The 18,598-nt window shown below is 44.1% G+C and carries 23 protein-coding genes and 1 pseudogene; 12 read left to right on the plus strand and 12 right to left on the minus strand.

Features of this window, described 5'->3' with window-relative positions:
• Positions 1–9: 9 nt before the first annotated feature.
• The 3 genes from NIES1031_RS07125 to ndhC are packed head-to-tail and all read right to left on the minus strand — an operon-like array spanning position 10 to position 1,647.
• On the minus strand, positions 10–546 hold the full coding sequence (locus NIES1031_RS07125) for an NAD(P)H-quinone oxidoreductase subunit J (RefSeq protein WP_073548783.1): 537 nt from the start codon (positions 544–546) through the stop codon (positions 10–12).
• Positions 539–1,294: an NADH dehydrogenase subunit K gene (locus NIES1031_RS07130; RefSeq protein ID WP_073548784.1), complete on the minus strand. Its 756-nt coding sequence runs from the start codon at positions 1,292–1,294 to the stop codon at positions 539–541. The genes NIES1031_RS07125 and NIES1031_RS07130 overlap by 8 nt, the downstream gene beginning before the upstream one ends.
• Complete coding sequence (ndhC, locus tag NIES1031_RS07135; RefSeq protein ID WP_015188880.1) at positions 1,285–1,647, minus strand: photosynthetic/respiratory NAD(P)H-quinone oxidoreductase subunit C; 363 nt, start codon at positions 1,645–1,647, stop codon at positions 1,285–1,287. The genes NIES1031_RS07130 and ndhC overlap by 10 nt, the downstream gene beginning before the upstream one ends.
• 201 nt (positions 1,648–1,848) lie before the next feature.
• Between ndhC and NIES1031_RS07140 the strand changes: the two genes are divergently transcribed.
• The 6 genes from NIES1031_RS07140 to NIES1031_RS07165 all read left to right on the plus strand — a co-directional run bounded on the left by NIES1031_RS07140 (position 1,849) and on the right by NIES1031_RS07165 (position 4,286).
• Entirely contained in the window at positions 1,849–2,184 is a 336-nt protein-coding gene (locus NIES1031_RS07140) for a rubredoxin (protein ID WP_015188881.1), read from the plus strand.
• 179 nt (positions 2,185–2,363) lie between these two features.
• On the plus strand, positions 2,364–3,374 hold the full coding sequence (locus NIES1031_RS07145) for a photosynthesis system II assembly factor Ycf48 (protein ID WP_073548785.1): 1,011 nt from the start codon (positions 2,364–2,366) through the stop codon (positions 3,372–3,374).
• Positions 3,375–3,563: 189 nt separating this feature from the next.
• On the plus strand, positions 3,564–3,818 hold the full coding sequence (psbE, locus tag NIES1031_RS07150; RefSeq protein ID WP_015188883.1) for a cytochrome b559 subunit alpha: 255 nt from the start codon (positions 3,564–3,566) through the stop codon (positions 3,816–3,818).
• 9 nt (positions 3,819–3,827) lie between these two features.
• Complete coding sequence (gene psbF, locus NIES1031_RS07155) at positions 3,828–3,971, plus strand: cytochrome b559 subunit beta (protein ID WP_015188884.1); 144 nt, start codon at positions 3,828–3,830, stop codon at positions 3,969–3,971.
• A 9-nt stretch (positions 3,972–3,980) separates the two neighbouring features.
• Complete coding sequence (psbL, locus tag NIES1031_RS07160; protein WP_015188885.1) at positions 3,981–4,106, plus strand: photosystem II reaction center protein PsbL; 126 nt, start codon at positions 3,981–3,983, stop codon at positions 4,104–4,106.
• 60 nt (positions 4,107–4,166) lie between these two features.
• Positions 4,167–4,286 (plus strand): photosystem II reaction center protein J, encoded by a 120-nt coding sequence (locus NIES1031_RS07165; protein ID WP_015188886.1) that lies wholly within the window; start codon positions 4,167–4,169, stop codon positions 4,284–4,286.
• Between the two features lie 167 nt (positions 4,287–4,453).
• On the opposite strand, the gene psaI is transcribed toward NIES1031_RS07165, so the two are convergent.
• Positions 4,454–4,573, minus strand: coding sequence for a photosystem I reaction center subunit VIII (gene psaI / locus NIES1031_RS07170; RefSeq protein WP_015188887.1), 120 nt, complete (start codon positions 4,571–4,573; stop codon positions 4,454–4,456).
• A gap of 611 nt (positions 4,574–5,184) precedes the next feature.
• Here psaI and NIES1031_RS07175 point away from each other — a divergent pair.
• Complete coding sequence (locus tag NIES1031_RS07175) at positions 5,185–5,937, plus strand: metallophosphoesterase family protein (protein WP_073548786.1); 753 nt, start codon at positions 5,185–5,187, stop codon at positions 5,935–5,937.
• Here NIES1031_RS07175 and NIES1031_RS07180 read toward each other — a convergent pair.
• Complete coding sequence (locus NIES1031_RS07180; RefSeq protein WP_073548787.1) at positions 5,932–6,783, minus strand: M48 family metallopeptidase; 852 nt, start codon at positions 6,781–6,783, stop codon at positions 5,932–5,934. The two genes, NIES1031_RS07175 and NIES1031_RS07180, sit on opposite strands and share 6 nt — an antisense overlap.
• Before the next feature lie 277 nt (positions 6,784–7,060).
• Between NIES1031_RS07180 and NIES1031_RS07185 the strand changes: the two genes are divergently transcribed.
• Positions 7,061–7,585 carry a DUF4330 domain-containing protein gene (locus NIES1031_RS07185; protein ID WP_073548788.1) on the plus strand — a complete coding sequence of 175 codons (525 nt, stop codon included), beginning with the start codon at positions 7,061–7,063 and terminating at the stop codon, positions 7,583–7,585.
• Between the two features lie 33 nt (positions 7,586–7,618).
• Here NIES1031_RS07185 and NIES1031_RS07190 read toward each other — a convergent pair whose 3' ends face one another.
• Positions 7,619–8,548 (minus strand): alpha/beta fold hydrolase, encoded by a 930-nt coding sequence (locus NIES1031_RS07190; protein ID WP_073548789.1) that lies wholly within the window; start codon positions 8,546–8,548, stop codon positions 7,619–7,621.
• A gap of 213 nt (positions 8,549–8,761) precedes the next feature.
• On the minus strand, positions 8,762–9,241 hold the full coding sequence (locus tag NIES1031_RS07195; RefSeq protein ID WP_236738758.1) for a hypothetical protein: 480 nt from the start codon (positions 9,239–9,241) through the stop codon (positions 8,762–8,764).
• Positions 9,242–9,307: 66 nt separating this feature from the next.
• Between NIES1031_RS07195 and NIES1031_RS07200 the strand changes: the two genes are divergently transcribed.
• Together NIES1031_RS07200 and rpoD are read left to right on the plus strand one after the other, a co-directional pair.
• Positions 9,308–10,000: a polysaccharide deacetylase family protein gene (locus tag NIES1031_RS07200; protein ID WP_073548791.1), complete on the plus strand. Its 693-nt coding sequence runs from the start codon at positions 9,308–9,310 to the stop codon at positions 9,998–10,000.
• Positions 10,001–10,747: 747 nt separating this feature from the next.
• The gene (gene rpoD, locus NIES1031_RS07205) at positions 10,748–11,920 is read left to right on the plus strand and encodes an RNA polymerase sigma factor RpoD (protein ID WP_073548792.1); all 1,173 of its coding nucleotides are present in this window, start codon (positions 10,748–10,750) and stop codon (positions 11,918–11,920) included.
• A gap of 301 nt (positions 11,921–12,221) precedes the next feature.
• Here the strand turns inward: rpoD and NIES1031_RS07210 are convergent.
• The 5 genes and pseudogenes from NIES1031_RS07210 to NIES1031_RS07230 form a co-directional block, all read right to left on the minus strand.
• Positions 12,222–12,350, minus strand: a pseudogene (locus NIES1031_RS07210) (high light inducible protein); the annotation flags it as partial.
• Positions 12,351–12,640: 290 nt separating this feature from the next.
• Positions 12,641–12,820 carry a chlorophyll a/b-binding protein gene (locus tag NIES1031_RS07215; protein WP_015188896.1) on the minus strand — a complete coding sequence of 60 codons (180 nt, stop codon included), beginning with the start codon at positions 12,818–12,820 and terminating at the stop codon, positions 12,641–12,643.
• Positions 12,821–13,064: 244 nt separating this feature from the next.
• Positions 13,065–14,378, minus strand: a complete 1,314-nt coding sequence (locus NIES1031_RS07220) for an ABC transporter ATP-binding protein (RefSeq protein ID WP_073548793.1) — start codon at positions 14,376–14,378, stop codon at positions 13,065–13,067.
• A 125-nt stretch (positions 14,379–14,503) separates the two neighbouring features.
• Positions 14,504–15,583, minus strand: a complete 1,080-nt coding sequence (locus tag NIES1031_RS07225) for a glycerate kinase (RefSeq protein ID WP_073548794.1) — start codon at positions 15,581–15,583, stop codon at positions 14,504–14,506.
• Between the two features lie 97 nt (positions 15,584–15,680).
• Positions 15,681–16,013, minus strand: coding sequence for a DUF565 domain-containing protein (locus tag NIES1031_RS07230; protein WP_073548795.1), 333 nt, complete (start codon positions 16,011–16,013; stop codon positions 15,681–15,683).
• Between the two features lie 128 nt (positions 16,014–16,141).
• On the opposite strand from NIES1031_RS07230, the gene NIES1031_RS07235 reads away from it, so the two are divergent.
• Positions 16,142–16,657, plus strand: coding sequence for a hypothetical protein (locus NIES1031_RS07235; RefSeq protein WP_218596692.1), 516 nt, complete (start codon positions 16,142–16,144; stop codon positions 16,655–16,657).
• 150 nt (positions 16,658–16,807) lie between these two features.
• Positions 16,808–18,598 carry an ArnT family glycosyltransferase gene (locus NIES1031_RS07240; protein ID WP_073548797.1) on the plus strand — a complete coding sequence of 597 codons (1,791 nt, stop codon included), beginning with the start codon at positions 16,808–16,810 and terminating at the stop codon, positions 18,596–18,598.

The following is an 18,598-nucleotide window of genomic DNA, read 5'->3' on the forward strand; positions in this document are numbered from 1 at the left end:
TTCAATTAATTAATAAGCATCCTGCAATTCGTAGAATTCAGGTGAAATATAGTCTTTTCTTAGCGGCCAACCTACCCAGTCTTCTGGCATGAGGAGACGTTTGAGATTCGGATGTCCTTCGTAAATGATACCGAACATATCATAAGACTCTCGCTCTTGCCAGTCGGCAGTTTTCCAAATCCAATACACCGAAGGTACCTTCGGATTTTCCCTAGGTAAGAAGACTTTGAGCCGTACTTCTTCGGGTCGGTCAGCATTGTCACTGACTTTAATCAAGTGATAAACACTTACCAAATCTTGTCCAGGTCCCGAATCGTAAGCGCACTGACACTGCAAATAGTTAAACCCATAAGCATATAACGCCGTAGCGATTGGTAAGAGATACTCGCTCTCTACCTTAATAATTTCTACGCCCAAATGATCAGGCTCCAGCGATTCATGCTCGAAGCCATTTTCACTCAACCATTGCGAAATCTTGCCCGCTTCGACGATCTGCGATGCTTCACTGCTTTCAACTGCTTCTGACTTTTCGGGTTCTTCAGCCACGGCTTGCTTCCTCCTTTTCAACTGCTTGAAGTGCAGGTGGTATAGGCATTCCTATTGCTTCAGTTAATTCTTTTGGTGCTGCGGTGCGCGTCTCTGAGAGGAGGTACTTACCCGTAAGCACCGGCGCAACACTCTTCATACTATGCGTTGTACTGTAGTAGCGATGTGTTTGCTTAACTTGACCCCGCTCTTGAAGTGATTCGTTGGCGATTTTTTTACGTAGCTTGATAATCGCGTCCATAATTGCCTCTGGACGAGGTGGACAGCCAGGGAGATAAACATCTACAGGCATAAGCTTATCAACACCCCTTACCGCTGTTGGCGAATCAACGCTAAACATACCGCCCGTAATCGTACAAGCACCCATCGCGATGACATATTTTGGGTCAGGCATTTGCTCGTACAGACGTACAAGTTGAGGTGCCATCTTCATCGTGATTGTTCCGGCAGTGATGATCAAGTCGGCTTGTCGCGGACTCGAACGCGGAACTAAGCCAAAGCGGTCAAAATCAAATCTTGAGCCGATTAGTGCCGCAAACTCAATAAAGCAGCAAGCTGTACCAAACAATAGCGGATACAAGCTCGATAGCTTTGCCCAGTTATAAAGGTCATCGACTGTTGTCAGGATGACATTTTCTGAGAGATCTTGTGTAACTGTGGGGCGCTCAATAGGATTGAGGATCTTCTCTTTTTGTTGATCCCACCCATCATTCGCTTGGTTCGTGATGTTAGTTGGATTCATGACCATTCCAAGGCTCCTTTGCGCCAGGCATAGACAAGGGCAACAACCAGAATTGCAATAAAAATGAGAGCTTCAATAAACGCCAAAAGCCCTAGTCGATGGAAAGCAACCGCCCAAGGATACAAAAAGACTGTTTCCACATCGAAGATCACAAAGACCAGGGCAAACATATAGTAGCGAATGTTGAATTGTATCCAAGCTCCACCGATAGGTTCTACGCCCGATTCGTAGGTAGTGCGCCGTTCAGGACCACCACCACTTGGTCGCAGTAGCTTAGATGCAGAAAGCGCAAGTGCAGGCACCAGACTACAGACTAATAGGAAGCCTAAAAGGTACTCGTAACCACTAAGAACAAACACAATTGTTGATGTAAATAATTTTGTTACTTACTTTTACATTATATATCCCCAGTGGTTACGGAGCCTGGCAAAACTTAACACCAACTGATTAAACTGAGTTTTCAGCTAGATAGCCAAAGGTAATAACTAAAGTGAAATTGTGTCATAATTTTTAACGTATATTTAAGAATTGCCCCCACATTATCCACTTTGTCTTTTGCTATGAGCGAATCAGTTGTAGAGAGCCAAGGACTAGATCGCTATGAGTGTCGCGTCTGTGGCTACGTTTATGAACCGACAAAGGGAGATAGCAAGGAAGAGGTTCCTGCTGGCACACCTTTTACAGAACTAGCATCTTCTTGGCGGTGTCCTGTTTGTGGCGCAAGGACTTCCCAATTTGAAAATATTGGTCCGACTGGAAAAGCCTCTGGCTTTGAATCAAATCTTGGCTATGGTATTGGCGTAAACAAGCTAACCCCAGCCCAAAAAAATCTTTTGATTTTTGGCGGTTTGGCACTAGGTTTTTTGTTGTTTATGAGCCTTTATGGGCTAAAATAAGTCCGCTTCTTGATTGATATAGCTCAGGGTTCAGAGAGCAGGACGTATTGTTGTCTTGAACCAAATTTCACTCGTCTTAGGTAAGCTATAAACTTACAATGGAAAATTTTTCTCTTGCTCTAACGGCTGAACCTTGATCCTTAATTTTTTGATTTTTGTTACAAGATATACAGATACTAATGCGTTCATTATTCAAAGTTTGGCAACGAGCCATTGTTTTATTAACAGTTATTCTGTTATGTGTTGTATGTGTTGGGTGTAGTAACACGCCTTCCATCAGTAATAACCCGTGGAAGGTGATTACTGTACCAACAGAATCTAACCTTCAAGATATTGCCTTCACCGACGATAAACATGGCTGGCTTGTAGGTAGTAAGGCAACACTCTTGGAAACAACCGACGGTGGGGAAACCTGGCAACCTAGAACCTTAGATTTAGGTGAGCAGAACTATCTTTTTTCTTCAGTGAGTTTTGCAGGACAAGAAGGGTGGATTGTCGGTGAACCGGGGCTTTTATTACACACTACCGATGGCGGAAAATCTTGGGAACAAATTCCTTTGAGTGAGAAACTTCCTGGAAATCCCAACATGATCGTTGCTTTAGGATCGCACGCAGCCGAAATGACGACGGATGTAGGCGCAATCTATCGCACAACCGACAGCGGTAAAACCTGGAAAGCAATGGTGCAAGAAGCTGTTGGCGTCGTCCGTAATATTGCCCGCGCCGCAGATGGCAGGTACTTGGCGGTTTCGGCAAAAGGAAATTTTTATTCGGTTTGGGAACCTGGTAAAGAAGCTTGGGAAGGGCATAACCGCAATAGTTCCCGCCGCGTACAGAATATGGGTTTTGCTCCAGATGGGCGCTTGTGGATGCTAGCACGTGGTGGTCAAGTGCAATTTACTAAACCTGATAATCCTGATGAATGGGAAGAAGCTCAATACCCTGAGTTTTCTACGAGTTGGGGTTTGCTGGATCTAGCATATCGGACTCCAGAAGAAATCTGGATAGCGGGAGGTAGCGGCAATTTATTATGTAGTTTTGATGGTGGTAAAACTTGGCAAAAAGACCGCGATGTAGAAGAAGTTCCTTCTAACCTTTACAAAATAGTTTTTCTGACACCAGAAAAGGGATTTATTGTCGGTCAACGCGGAGTTTTGCTCAAATATCAAGGATCGAGTGCAACTGCATGAAATGATTCTCAAAAGATGAATGAAGCCAGATTATGTAATACAAAGGTAGTTTTTCCTATCGTGTCTCTGCGTTCTAGCAATGCTCTAAGCATTGGTACCTAATAAGCGAAAAGATAGTGGGTTAGCTACTTTTTCTTAAGGTTTCATAGGATAATTTAGTCATAAGAGTTGTAGCGGGAGGAAATCACAATGTCAGGCTCAACAGGAGAACGTCCGTTTTCGGATATTATTACAAGTGTACGTTACTGGGTTATTCATAGTATTACCATTCCAGCTTTATTTATTGCTGGTTGGCTGTTTGTTAGTACAGGTCTAGCATATGATGTGTTTGGCACACCTCGACCTAACGAGTACTATCCCCAAGAGCGACAAGAATTGCCGATCATTGGCGATCGCTATCAAGCAAAACAAGAGATTAAACAATTTATCAATAGCAACGATTAATTCAAAATCATGACGAGTAATACTAGAAGTAACATCAATCAACCAATTCAGTATCCAATTTTTACGGTAAGATGGCTGGCGGTTCACACCCTGGCTGTACCAACGATCTTCTTCTTGGGTGCGATCGCCGCTATGCAGTTTATTCAACGCTAGGAGGAACTTATGCCCCCGCAAAGAACACCGAATCCTAACAACCAACCTGTTGAACTAAACCGCACTTCACTTTACCTCGGTTTACTACTCGTTTTCGTTCTCGGTATCCTGTTTTCTAGCTATTTCTTTAACTAGTTGAAACTTGTGCCGTGTCTTTGTCAATTTAAATTGTTATCGCTGAAGGAGAATTAAGCTGTGTCTGGAAGTGGACGAATTCCTTTATGGGTTGTTGCGACCATTGCCGGTTTGGGTGTAATCACGATTGTAGGAACTTTCTTCTACGGTTCTTACACTCACTTAGGCTCTTCTTTATAGAGCAATTTACTAAATGAATCATAGCCAAGTAATACAACTGTAGTTAATTGGCAACATTGCAGGAAAAACCGCCTATCTTACTAAGATAAGCGGTTTTTAGCTCATTATTGAAGGTAATTAACGATTAAGCTATAGCTCCAATTATGGACGGGGCAATGCCTTGACCCTTAGATTCCTGATGGATCTTCACGCTCAATGTAGATGAGCAACAATGCCATAGCAACAGCAGGAAATACTAAGCCAGTTAACGGAACTAAAATCGAGGGGAGAAAAGAAGCTGAAAACATATGTAATCCTACTACAATCAAGTCACGATTGAGAATGAATGTACTGCAATTTCTCTCCAGATTTCTAAAATCTCAAAATTTTTAACAAATTTTGAAGTTATTGACTGGAAGAAGTAGCACGTCCAGAATAAGTTTCCAGTTCAATTTAATCTTTCTTTATAATATTAAACTCAGTGTTAAGTTTTTCCTGCTAGTCGTAAAATTTGTAACAACTGCACGCGTAAACCTTTGGCTCTGGCTTGGAGGCGGGAGCGACACTAGAGAATTTATACAAGAGCGATCGCCAGAAAATTCTTGAGGAGTTTGAAACAAGACAACCGTAAATTTGGGTATAAAAGTAGATAAAACCGGAAAATTTCAGTGTTTCTCCTCATTTAAACTGTAGTTATATTAACGGATAATGATAGCGTTCTCTATCAAGAGTGCCGTAAAAAAATATACGTATACTTTAATAAAATACTGGCAAATCTTTAAATTTCTACTCCGAGAAACTACTAGAATGAAACTATGTCTGTGCATAACTGCTTCACATCAAATTGATGAGTTGAGGCAGCGCCCATTATGCAAATTATATTTAAACACTTAAGTTATATTTTTTACGGGGTTATCGCATGAGCGAGACAAGCCACCGTCGCATTGTCATAGGCGATATTCATGGTCACTATGACGGTTTAATCAAACTACTAGAAGCGATCGCCCCTGGAACCAGCGACGAAGTATACTTTTTGGGGGACTTAATTGATCGAGGACCACAAAGCGCCCTCGTTGTAGACTTTGTACAACAAAATTCTTACCCTTGCTTACTTGGCAATCACGAACAGATGTTACTCAACGTTCTGAGCGATCGTGCCTCAAACCACATGAAGCAAGCATGGTTGTATAGTGGGGGCAATGCGACGTTAAGTAGCTACAAAGACTTTACAATTCCTCAAAGTCATGCGGAATGGATGCAAAATCTACCAACATACTTAGACTTAGGAGATGTTTGGTTAGTCCATGCGGGGGTAAACCCCAAAATTCCGCTAGAGAAACAATCCGCTGAACAGTTTTGCTGGGTACGCGATGAGTTTCATGGTATGCTTGAACCCTACTTTCCCGATAAACTCATCATTACTGGACATACGATCACCTTTACTCTACCAGGAGTAAACTCTGGAGAAATTGCCCAAGGTAGAGGTTGGTTGGACATTGACACCGGTGCATATCATCGTAAAAGCGGCTGGTTAACTGGACTAGACATCACAAATAGCCTAGTCTATCAGGTAAACGTATTTCGCAACGTCTTGCGGACTTTACCATTAACTGAAATTGTTACCGCAGTTAACCCGATAGACGTCGTAAATCGTGCTTCAGCACGGCTATAACAACGGTCGAATCCTCGCACGATAAGCCGCAGTATCTAAGCCATCTCCGACATTAGCCGTTTGCGAGTCGATCGCATTGCGTAGCCGCGTAATCCGATCGCCCGTTGCGGGGTGGGTACTCAGGAAAGTCGGAACCGATCGCCCGTTTTGCCTAAGGAGTTTCTCCATAAAAGCGATCGTCGCCGATGGAGCATAACCTGCGCGTCTAGAGTTCGCTAATCCACGTTGATCGGCTTCAAACTCATCTTCACGACTGTTCGGACGCCGTAGTGCTAAATCTACACCAATTTGGACAGCACGGCTACGATCTAAGCCCGCAACCGAAGCAACACCACCCGCGATTGCCATTTGACGCATCTGTTGAATCGCGTGACGACTTGCGATGTGACCAATTTCGTGCGCAAGTACGCTAGCGAGTTGGGCTTCATTGTCAGCGAGTCGAATTAAACCCGTATTGACATAGACAAAGCCACCCATTGTTGCAAAAGCATTGATACCATTATCATCAACGACTTGGAACGTATAAGGAATTCCACTGCGATCGCTCGCCGGAACTAACCGTTGACCAATTTGATTGATATAGCGATTGATATCAGAATTGCGATAGAGACGAACTTCGCGGCTGACAAGTTGTTGATTAATTTGTCTTCCTAGCTGAACTTCTTGACTGTCAGAGATGTTTGATAGCTGAATAATTTGAACTCCACGAATGAGCAAATCAAAAATCGAAAACGCTTGTGATACCGCTGGCGTACCCAACAACAGCGCCAGCACCACAAACAGCGACAATAGCGGATAAATTAAGCGACGTCGGAAACGATGCAAAATAAAAGAAAAATTAAACATACTCCGTTGCTGAAGCTAAAACGAGATGAACAGCGATCATAATGCTCTTCCTACCCAAGATTTTTCGAGTAAACGACGCTGCTGAAAATGAAAATCACTAAAATACCAGACGTTATGATTTGTCTATATGTTGCAATTCAAACAAAATAGTAGTGAGCCTTACTGTTAACCAATTAGCGACTTTATCGAGTTTATCGAGTAACATAATCTGCAACTAAACCTAACATCCGACAGCAGACGTGATAAGCTGGGCGACGGTAGTTAACTTTTAAGAATCATGGCTATTTTGGATTCTAAAGGACGCTTGTTTGGCAAGCTTAGTATTCTCGACTTAGGGGCTGCTTTAGTAATCCTCCTAGTGATCGTTGGCATCTTTTTCTTTCCAGGAACTTCCGGTTCGGTTGCGCAAGTTGGTGTAACAACAAAACCCATCGAAGTTGATTTAGTTGTTCGGGGTTTAAACGTCCGCGATCCTCAACAACTATTCAGCGAAGGATTGAAAGAAGGAGGTAAAACCAACATTATTATTCGTAACCAGCCTTACGGTCAGATTGAAGTTAAATCGGTTAAACAACTACCTAGAACTATCCTTGTACCCCAACCTGATGGTTCAATTCGAGAGATGTCCGATCCGCGCGCCAATCAATTCAGCACTGATATGCTATTAACGCTCAACGGTAGGGCGCAAATTACCAGTACAGGACCCGTATTAGGCAACAGTAAGCTGAAAATTGGTATGCCCGTCGAACTCGAAGGCTTTAACTACAACTTTAACGCTACCGTAATTGACGTTCGGACATGATCTAGGGGCGAGAGGTCAGGGTATGACATTTGCTTAACCTCTGGCTTCTACCTCCTGTGGCTCTGTATCCTGCGTAAGGATGGGCAAAAAACGTCGAATCAGACCGATTGTGACCGCTGGGAGTTCCAATTGCGGTGTTAGCCCAACGTCATCGAGCGATTGAAATACGCGAATTGCTTGGGGATTCATCGCTGCAAATCGGCGTCCAATTTCTGGACCTGTAAATTGTGACCTTTGACCCCAGATAATCGCGGTAGGAACGCGCAACTGCGGCACATAAAGCGATAAATCGAAACACAAGTCGCCACGGACAAACGAAAGTGCTGCGTACTCAGCATTCGGCTGCTGTGCTGACTCTAAATAAGCCTCAACAATTTCTTGGTAGATCCGGTTGGCGCGCGCAAACTGACGTTGCTCAAGAAAGCTGCGGATGCCATTACTAGTAGCAATTCCAGCACTATAAAGCAAGCGATCTAAAATCGGAGTGCTGACTATCTGCGCAAAGAAACTCCGCGAGTAGTTTTCACCAAAATCAGATAATCCCGCAGGAGTAGTCAAAATCAACGATTTGAATAATTCTGGGCGCGCGATCGCGACTCGGATTGTAAACGCTGCGGTTAACGAAGATGCCACAACTGTAACGGGGCGATCGCAGGTTTGTTCGAGAAATTCCGTAATTATCGTCAGATAATCATCAATCGTGTAATTGCGCGGAGGATGCTCCGAACGCCCCCACCCAATCAAATCAGGCGCAATTACCTGATATTCTGCCGCAAACGCCGGATAAACCTTTGACCATTCATAGGCAGAAGAACCGCCACCAAAACCGTGCAAAAAAACTAATCGTTCTCGATTGTCGTCTTCAGATGTTTGACGCCAAGGCGTATCACTTGCAGTGTAGTAAACCATTCTGCCAAGTGAAGTCAGCACTGATCGCTGCTCAAAACCGAGTGGCAGAAACATAACTCTATCTCCCGCGGTTGACTCTTTCTTCTATGATGCGCGTTTCTAGTATTATTCGTCATCTGGGCAGATATCCGTACATCTTCCACTCATTTACATCAACTATACATATAGCAGTCTCGTTGAGGTAATTAGGACATCGAACACGCTAAGTTGACAGTTGATAGTTGACAAAGTCTTTCCACATCTTCACTATCAACTGATCTCTGACCTCTACAGCGGTTCAGCTTTTTCCACCGAAGCATTGTTGACTCCTAAAGTTAAGCGTAAAGGACGTTGTGATTGGTAGGCTTTTACGACCTGACGATAGACCTGAGAGTTAGTTGGGAGGGTTCTTTGTTTGCTACCCTCGATATACGTGATTTGATAATTTACAGATTTTAATAATTCAGGTGTGCTGGGTTTTTCTTGCGGTCTTTGTCTTTGTTCAATTTGATCGACCGTTGGTCGAGGTGGTAATGCAGGCCACCACAAACCTTGGTCATCGGGTCCTGTCACTGCGGCAGCAGGCTGTTGACCGTTGCGATTGAGTAAAGAAGTGGTAGCAAACGTTTCAAAGCGTGGTAGCTTATCGCTCGGACTCGTCGAATACCTAACTTGCCAGGTATAAGTCGTTTGTGCTGTTGCTTCATACTGGTCAATCGTCATAGTGGAGCAGCTTGTGAGGGCGATCGCGCTCATCATTCCAACCACAACTCTCAAAATATTCTTCAAACCGTTAACCTACTCACACTCACTACAGAATTCCAAACAATCACAATGCAGTTGGCTCCTTTTTTTCCAATCCTTTACCGAATTTTACAACCCACCTTTCCGCACTGTCTTTGGGCTGGCAACCCTAACTTAAAAACCATCGCGCTGACTTTTGATGATGGTCCACACCCGACCTACACGCCCGAATTGCTCGAAGTCTTGGATTACTATGCTATCCCAGCCAGTTTTTTTTGGTTAGGCGCGTGCGTCAATCGCGCGCCGTTTACTGCTAAGCAAGTTTATGATCGCGGACACTGGATTGGACTTCACGGCTACGATCATCGGTCGTTTCCAGTTCTCACGACAGTTGAACTTCAGCAAAGTTTACGCGCTACACAAGATGCGATCGCCAAAGCTTGCCGTATCGACCCTAATTCGGTTCGCGATGTCAGACCACCCAACGGGTTATTTACTCCACAAATCTTAAATTCCTTAAATCAATGGCAATATCGCGCTGTTATGTGGAGTGTTGTACCTGAAGATTGGGTACGCCCAGGAGTTGCAACGGTTGTGCAGCGCGTACTTCAGCAAGTTAGTAATGGCTCGATGATTGTCTTACACGATGGCGTGTGTGGTGGGCAAGATGTCGCCGCAACGACTGCGCAGTTAGTGCCTCAATTGCTGCATCAAGGCTATCAATTTGTAACGGTAGATACTTTGTGGCAACAAGCCCAAGCCTTTACAAGGAGACATTCCTAGCGTTTTTTCTCTTTTGCATCCTTACTTTTATCAAATTAAATTCTTCCGTGTGGGCTGTCACTCGGATATAGAATTCATTACAATATCAGGGAACTGTTTACTAATTTGTCAAGGTTATTTGGGTTGAAATTTGCATGATACCTCGGTTAAGTTGAGGTAAAGGCAGCGTGTTGAAATTAAAATAGCCGATGAAAGCTAGCTCATTTGTTCTAGTCAGCAACATCGCTTAATTTCCACAAAGTAAATTTTCAGCGAGGATACATGAAGAAAAGTAAAGACATCGCAATTCAGCAAAACAGTTGTTGAGTGTGCTGAAAACAATGCCTAGATTGTTTAATTTTTAAAGCGATTCAGACGAGTCACAACTAAAAAAACAATCTTACATAACGTGACTTTATTAAAAATCACACTATTCCCGCAAAAATTTAGATGATTCAACACATAAAATCCGTGCAATTTTTGTGAAACAGGCTACAATCAAAACGATCTTTACGACTCTTTTAAAGAGTTGTATGAGGCATAGCTCAATCAGTTGGACGTTAAGTTATACAAGCAAGTAGTTTCCCGTAGGAAACCAATCCGTCAACAAATTGTTGTGAGGAATATTATTCACTGCTTGATGCTTGCGATCGCCAAAAACCTTTTTTAGTAAACGCTCTTTCCAATAAGTAACAGCTTATTGACAAAGACACCTACCAAAATCATGAGTAATTGATTGTTGACATTAAGGAGCATGAGGAACGCGGCATGAACCCGGCTAACAACGTACTCGAAACCATTCATCAGCCTGAAATCGAAGAAACTGCTAATCAACCCGAAGGCGATTTAGATCTCATACTCGAAGATGACGAGGATTTAGTAATCCTTGACACGGAGGACACTGATGATTTTCTAGAAACTCAGCCTGATGAGGACGACGCTAAGTCTGGTAAAGCCGCTAAATCTCGTCGGCGGGCGCAAACCAAGAAAAAGCACTATACAGAAGATTCTATTCGCCTCTATCTACAAGAGATTGGACGGATTCGGCTACTACGGGCAGATGAAGAAATTGAACTTGCGCGGAAAATCGCAGAGTTGTTGGAAATGGAAAGAGTCCGCGAACGACTGTTAGAACAGTTAGATCGCGAACCACAAGATAGCGAATGGGCAGAAGCTGTGCAGTTGTCTTTACCAACTTTCCGCTATCGCCTCCATGTAGGACGGCGGGCAAAAGACAAAATGGTACAGTCAAACTTGCGTTTGGTGGTTTCCATCGCTAAGAAATACATGAATCGCGGTCTATCTTTCCAAGACTTGATTCAGGAAGGAAGCTTAGGGCTAATTCGCGCAGCCGAAAAGTTTGACCACGAGAAAGGTTACAAGTTTTCGACGTATGCGACATGGTGGATTCGTCAAGCAATTACACGCGCGATCGCCGATCAGTCGCGGACAATTCGCTTACCCGTTCACCTTTACGAAACAATCTCGCGCATTAAGAAAACTACCAAGCTACTTTCGCAAGAGATGGGTCGCAAGCCTACTGAAGAAGAAATTGCTACCCGCATGGAAATGACGATTGAGAAGCTACGCTTTATCGCTAAATCGGCTCAGTTGCCAATTTCCTTAGAAACGCCCATCGGTAAAGAAGAAGATTCTCGCTTGGGCGATTTTATTGAGTCTGATGGTGAAACACCTGAAGATCAAGTTTCCAAGAGCCTTTTGCGCGAAGATCTTGAAAAAGTCTTAGATAGTCTTAGCCCTCGCGAACGAGATGTTTTAAGACTACGCTATGGATTAGATGATGGACGAATGAAAACGCTAGAAGAAATTGGACAGATTTTTAATGTCACTCGTGAACGCATTCGTCAAATCGAAGCGAAAGCACTACGTAAGCTACGTCATCCTAACCGTAATAGCGTGCTGAAGGAGTATATCCGATAGATATAGCAGAGGTCAAGGGTTAGAGATCAAAGGTCAGAGCACTCATTCTGGATTTCTCTATCATGTCCTAACTATATTGACTTTACTATACAGTACCTCATCAACTAAAGCTCAATACACATTAACGAAAAACGCCACAATAAGACTGTGGCGTTTTTTGGTATTTGCTCTATTAATCTGCTTTGCTTGGATTATTTGAATCGGTCTATGTTGCTATCAGTTAGGACTAGAGAATTTCTCTACACTAAAACTCACACCACTGAAAATTTGTAGGTCAAATTACTAGCTAGCTACGTGTCGCTTACAGAAGACCCCAGAAATGTAGTACGCCTTGACCAGAGAACAGTTCGATTAAAACTGCGGCCAAGAAACCAATCATTGCCAGACGACCATTCCAAATTTCTGCTTGTGGAGTAAATCCCCAACGCCAAGCATTGCGGTCTTCCATAACGGGAGTTGTAACCTTTGTTGTGTTCTGCATAGTTGGCACTCCAGAATTGATTTCGGTAACGGTTTGTTTCGCTCTGTAAATTAATATAACAAATATTTACGAAAAAGCAACAAATAAGTTTCTAAAGTCAAAGGTGAGCGCTGGGGCAATATTTATGTAACTCGGCGAGGACTACTGTAAGGCGTTATAGCGAACTCATATCGATAAAGCGCCCTGAAAGTACATACAGAACCTTGAGAGCGCTTGTGTCGGTACCAGAAGACAGAAAATTACATAATGCCCCAGTAGTGAAGGAAACCTTGACCAGAAAATAGCTCAATAAGGACTGCGGCTAGGAAACCAATCATTGCCAAACGACCATTCCAAATTTCTGCTTGGGGAGTGAAACCATAGCGCCAAGCATTGCGATCGTCCACGACGGGAGGTGTAATTTTGGTTGTGTCTTGCATGGTTTTGGCTCCAAAAAGATTGTTTGTTAAGTAATGTAGCTCAATCTGTAAATAAATGTAACGTGGAGAAATTAAGAATATCTCTCTCTAAGGTATGAAAGACGAGGTTATTGCCCAGTGAAGAAGCCTCCGTCAGCACAAGAATTTTGAGGAGTTAAGTGAGCAAGCAGCGAATTGATTTTCAAGCTTTGGCTGTTTCAGTTTGCAAAGCGCGCCCTCTGAATCCTGACGCCTCTTACATTGACTAGTCAGACCAAATTGCTTTACCGCTTTCATATTCAAAGAAATGCAGTTTATCTAGTGACAGCGATAGCCATAGTTGCTCGCCAATTGATACTTTTTGGTCGGGTGGAATTCGTACTTGTAGAGTGTTTGTCGCGGTAGTCGCGATTAAAGATGGTTGTATACCTTGTTTGACAAAGCTGACGGCGAGATACGTATCGTTACCCAACGCTTCAACTAAGTCTATTTGAACTAAGAGATTTTCTGGTGCAGGTGTACTGAGGTGAAAGTGTTCGGGTCGAATACCGAGAATCAGTGTTTGCTGGTCATAATTTTGTAAGACATTTGCCCAGCGATCTGGGAGTGTGCAGCGAAACTGCGGGTGAGTAATTGACAACGGCGCGTGAAATTGCACTGGGAGAAAATTCATTGGAGGTGAGCCAATAAATTCGGCGACGAAGCGCGTTGCGGGACGATTGTAAAGTTCTAGAGGAGGCGCGACTTGTTGAATTTGTCCTTGATTCATCACCGCGATGCGATCGCCCATTGTCATTGCTTCGGTTTGATCGTGGGTAACGTAAACGGTGGTTGTACCAAGTTGACGTTGTAGCTTCACAATTTGCGCGCGCGTTTCGGCGCGGAGTTTGGCATCGAGGTTTGATAGAGGTTCATCCATCAAAAAAACTTGTGGATTGCGGGCGATCGCGCGTCCTAAGGCTACACGTTGCTTTTGTCCACCAGAAAGTTGTTTTGGCAGTCGATTGAGTAGTGCTTCAATTTGCAGTAATTGCGCTACATTCCGTACTCGGTCGTCAACTGCGCGTTCGCGTGCCGTAGTATAACGTAGCTGCTTAGGTAATCCTCGCGTCACTCTCACTAACAAATTATCTAACGATGGCGTGCGCTGCTTGTCACTCCTCAATGTCCGCCGCAGTCCAAATGCTAGGTTATCGTAAACTGTCATGTGCGGATAAAGCGCGTAGTTTTGAAAAACCATCGCGATATCTCTAGCTTTGGGTGGTAATTCGTTAACTAAGCGATCGCCTACCCAAACATTCCCGCCAGATATCTTCTCTAGCCCTGCAATTAAGCGCAGCAACGTACTTTTACCGCAGCCGGAAGGTCCCACTAAGACCATAAATTCACCATCAGCTACGCTCAAGTTAATATTGCGCAGGACACTCACAGTTTGCTTAGGTTCTTGAGTTTCTTTTTCAACCACTGATGGCGCATCGATTGGCGCAAGGAGAGATGACTGCGCGACTACCGGAGTAACTCGTTCGTTATGTCGAGTGGGAAAGCTTTTATAAACGTTTTCCAGAACAACCTGCGCCACGATCGTTAATTCCTACTATTTGCGTTTTCTTGATGAAACTCAGCATCGCGTCAAAGTAGCGAACCGATTTATACTGAATTCTATAGCAATGGTTGATATCGTTTAGACATTAGAGAATTTCAGAATCATTGCTCTGACCTTTGATCCCTGCCATAGCTAGCAAGATCGCCTGGACGATAAACGCTGCCTGGAGAATGGTCTGGGTTAATTTCTATGACTAAATCAACCCAGGTAGGAGGAGTTAATAAAGGTTTAATAAATAACTCTGGGTGAAGCGATCGCCAAAAGTACTTGACAAAATCTTCGATTTCTGCGTCTTTCATTCCTGATTGACCGACGGCAATCATATCGCGTTCGGCGTCTTTACGCCATGCCAAGCTGCGGCGGTAATCATCAGGGTAGAGCAAGATTAACGCGTCGAGTTGTGACCACAAAGGTAGATACTCGTGCAATCGAGCATTTATATCGCGGGCAAATTCGCGATCGTCATGAGTTTCAATCGGTGGTGGAGCCGTGTCAAAGTGTGCAGGGTCGATTGGTCGCACGCCGACAAACCAGCCTTCAAATAGAACAATATCGATAGAATCGACAAGTTCAGGTTGCGCGCGATCACCAGCGCCATCGTACGCCGACTTATCAAACCGAGGGATCGCGATTGGTTGCTCAATAGGCTGACGTAGCTTCTTTAGTACTGTTAACCCTAAATCAATATCATGTGTTCCAGGTGGACCACGCCAAATTAAGCGCGGATCTTGCTGTTTTAACGCTAGGCGATCGTGATAGGTTTTGTACAAGTCATCTAGCGATAAGCTAACAGTACGGTATCCCAGGTGCGCGAGAATGAGCGTCAGTATTGCCCCCAAGGTGGTTTTGCCTGTACCTTGTCCGCCTAAAATTCCTTGAATGAGCGTTCTTTGTAATTGTTGGCGCGATGATGCTAGCTGCATCGCTAACGGTAGCCAAAAATCCCACAGTGTATCGAGTAACTGGTTTGGTGCAAGATGCAACCGCGTTTGGCAAAATTCGCTAAAAGCTGGATAAACCGCACGTAGTAAATGCGATCGCTTTTGCACAACTTGCTCAACATTCGCTGCTGTAATATCAAAAGCTTGAGCGCGTAGAGGATCGGCAAGCATTAGTTGTGCTAGACGTTCGTCGGGTAATGCTCCCGCGAGAATTTGACTTAACCAGATCGCCGTTTGCATAACTTAACGATTTGTTTATCCGGTAATGGGTAATGGGTGATAGATAGGTAAATTTTATGTTCATGACCAATTACCAGTTACCAATTACCAGCCCTATTTAAGAACCAAGTTTAAACGCTTCTAAGAACAGACTATAAGTTAGACCAATTTTGCCAGCATTTAATGCTTCTAACCAGAGTCCCCGCTGTTTGCGCCAGGTACGACTGTAATAAATTCGGTCAACGATTTCACTCCACGCGACTAAAACGCCTGCACCAATGATATCCCAGTCAGCCGCTTGTCCTGCGATCGTCGAAATTGCCGAGCCAAGAAAAAAGCCAAACAATAAACTAATAATTAGTAGGGATAGCTTTCGCCAAGGATTGAGAAACCATCTTCCGAGTTGTCCGGTTATGGAATTAAAAAGATCGTTGAGACGAGTATTTTGCATCTTCAGTAAATGCTCAAAATAAGCTGCTAGCTGGCTTTAGCCTGTTTCAATGGTAATAGGAGGAGGGAGGATTTTTTACCGCGTATAGATACAGAATACAACCTGTTACTCTTTTAATCCTTAAAATTATGAATATGAAATCGTTGGTGCATCCTGCGGTTATTATTGCTTCAGTATTAGGAATTTTAGGTTTAGTGTGGTTCGCGCTACAGTTTAGCGTCACAATTGAGATTGAACCGGAACCTTCACCAGTTGGGACAATTCCCGCCACGCGATCACCCACTCCGACTCCAACAACACCAGCACAAAGTGCTGCACCCACCCCGATGGCGGGAACAACTCCAGGATCTTTGCGCATGAGTAACCAAACTGATCAGCCCGTGCGTGTAGCGCTACTCGCGAAGCGATCGCCCAACGCTTACAGTGAAAACCCAGCGCATTGGGATTTTACTCCCTATGAAGGTAGTACCGGAGGGTTAATTTTATCTCTACCAGAGGGTAATCTCACACTCAACAAAGGAGATATTATCGTCGCCTTCGCGCAAGATGGTTCTGGGCGCTATTGGGGACCGTACGTTGTCGGTGAAACGCCTACTCCAGTTTGGAACAGTCAAACCCAAGAATGGCAACTGACTTTGAAATAGGGGTGAGTGGTGAGTGGTTAGTTATATAGAAAACACTATTCTTCCTCTGCCCCTCTGCTCTTTTCTGGAACTGCCAAACTCTCAGCGAGTCATCTAATTTATCATGGGGTTACAATTTGCAATTGCCCACAAGGATATACAGTTAGCTGCATGAAACTTAGGTTCGACCGTGCTTTAGATGCTTGGGGAAAAAATACCGTAGACCGCCCAATTTTGGCTTGGGTTGTGTCAATCCTGTGGTTATTAGTCATTGGTTGGCTAGCCTTCTTCTGGAATTTGGGCAGTACTGGTTTGGTGGATGAAACAGAACCACTGTTTGCAGAAGCGGCGCGGCAAATGACAGTTACAGGGGACTACATCACGCCGTACTTTAACGAGGAAACACGTTTCGATAAGCCGCCTTTGGTTTACTGGCTGATGGCGATCGCTTACTCAACAATCGGCGTAAATGAATGGGCAGTACGTCTACCTTCGGCGATCAGTGCTTTTGTGTTAATTTGCTTAGGCTTTTATACACTCTTATTTTTCGGCGTTGGGACTTCTGACTCTTACACTCGTTCCTCTTCGTTAACTCCGCGATCATTCTTCTGTGCTGGGTTGGGTGCAGCGCTCATCGCCTTGAATCCCGAAACAATTGCTTGGGCAAGAATTGGCGTTTCGGATATGTTGTTGACAGGGTGTATGTGTTGTGCGTTGTTGTGTTTTTTTGTGGGATACGCGCAACCATCAAAACCCCAAGTTCAAACGCGGTGGTATCTTGCGTTTTATGTACTTGTAGGATTAGCAATTTTAGCCAAAGGACCTGTTGGCATTGTTTTGCCAGGAATCATTATCGGCTTATTTCTCCTGTATGTTGGGAAATTTCGCGAAGTGCTGCGCGAGATGCGGATTGTTTGGGGCAGTTTGTTGATTTTGGCGATCGCAATTCCTTGGTATATTCTTGTAATCGGTGCGAATGGTTGGGATTACATCAACGCGTTTTTTGGTTACCACAATATCGAACGCTTTACGGGTGTTGTGAATAATCACTCGGCACCTTGGTACTTTTACTTTGTGGTTGTTCTCCTTGGTTTTGCGCCTTGGTCGATTTATTTACCGGTGGCGATCGCCCAAACTCGATTTTGGCAGCGTGCTTATTGGCGTTCTACTCATCGATCAACGCACCTAGGTTTATTCGCACTGTTTTGGTTTGCCAGTATCTTTGGCTTTTTTACCATCGCCGTGACGAAACTTCCGAGCTACGTTCTACCTTTGATGCCTGCGGCAGCTATATTAGTAGCACTTCTTTGGAGCAATCCGCTTCATCCTCGTGTCGGTGATATTCAACGAAATTCGCCGTTTCTGCTGTGGAGTCATTGGCTCAATATTGTGTTCTTATTAAGCTTGTCGGCTGGATTGTTTGCGCTTCCTCATCTTGTTGGATCTGATCCAGCAATTCCAAACTTACGCGAATCGATTCAACAATCCGGTTTACCAATACTCGCGGCGATGATTTGGCTAGTCGCGGCAATCGCTGGCATAGTCTTTATTGTCCGGAAGCGCTGGCAAGGTTTATTAGCCGTAAACTTACTCGGATTTGTGGTGTTTCTTGTTTTCGTTGTCACACCCGCTTATTTTTGGATGGATCAAGCACGCCAGTTACCACTACGCGAATTATCTACGATTGTCCGTCAAGTCGAACCCACCGAAGAATTAATGATGATCGGGTTCAAAAAGCCGAGTGTTGTTTTTTACAGCCAACGCCCAGTGACTTATGTTCGAGAAATCGAAAAGGCGATCGCTCATCTTCAAGAACTCCAAGCTCAAACAACAGAACCTTTTTCGGTGATGCTATTGTCTTATCCATCAAGACTGCAACAACTCCAACCGCAGCTACCACAGTATCAAACCCTTGGGGCAGCTGGTGCGTATCAGCTTGTCCGCATTAGACAACCTGCATAA

Source organism: Chroogloeocystis siderophila 5.2 s.c.1 (assembly GCF_001904655.1).
Classification (GTDB): Bacteria; Cyanobacteriota; Cyanobacteriia; order Cyanobacteriales; family Chroococcidiopsidaceae; genus Chroogloeocystis; species Chroogloeocystis siderophila.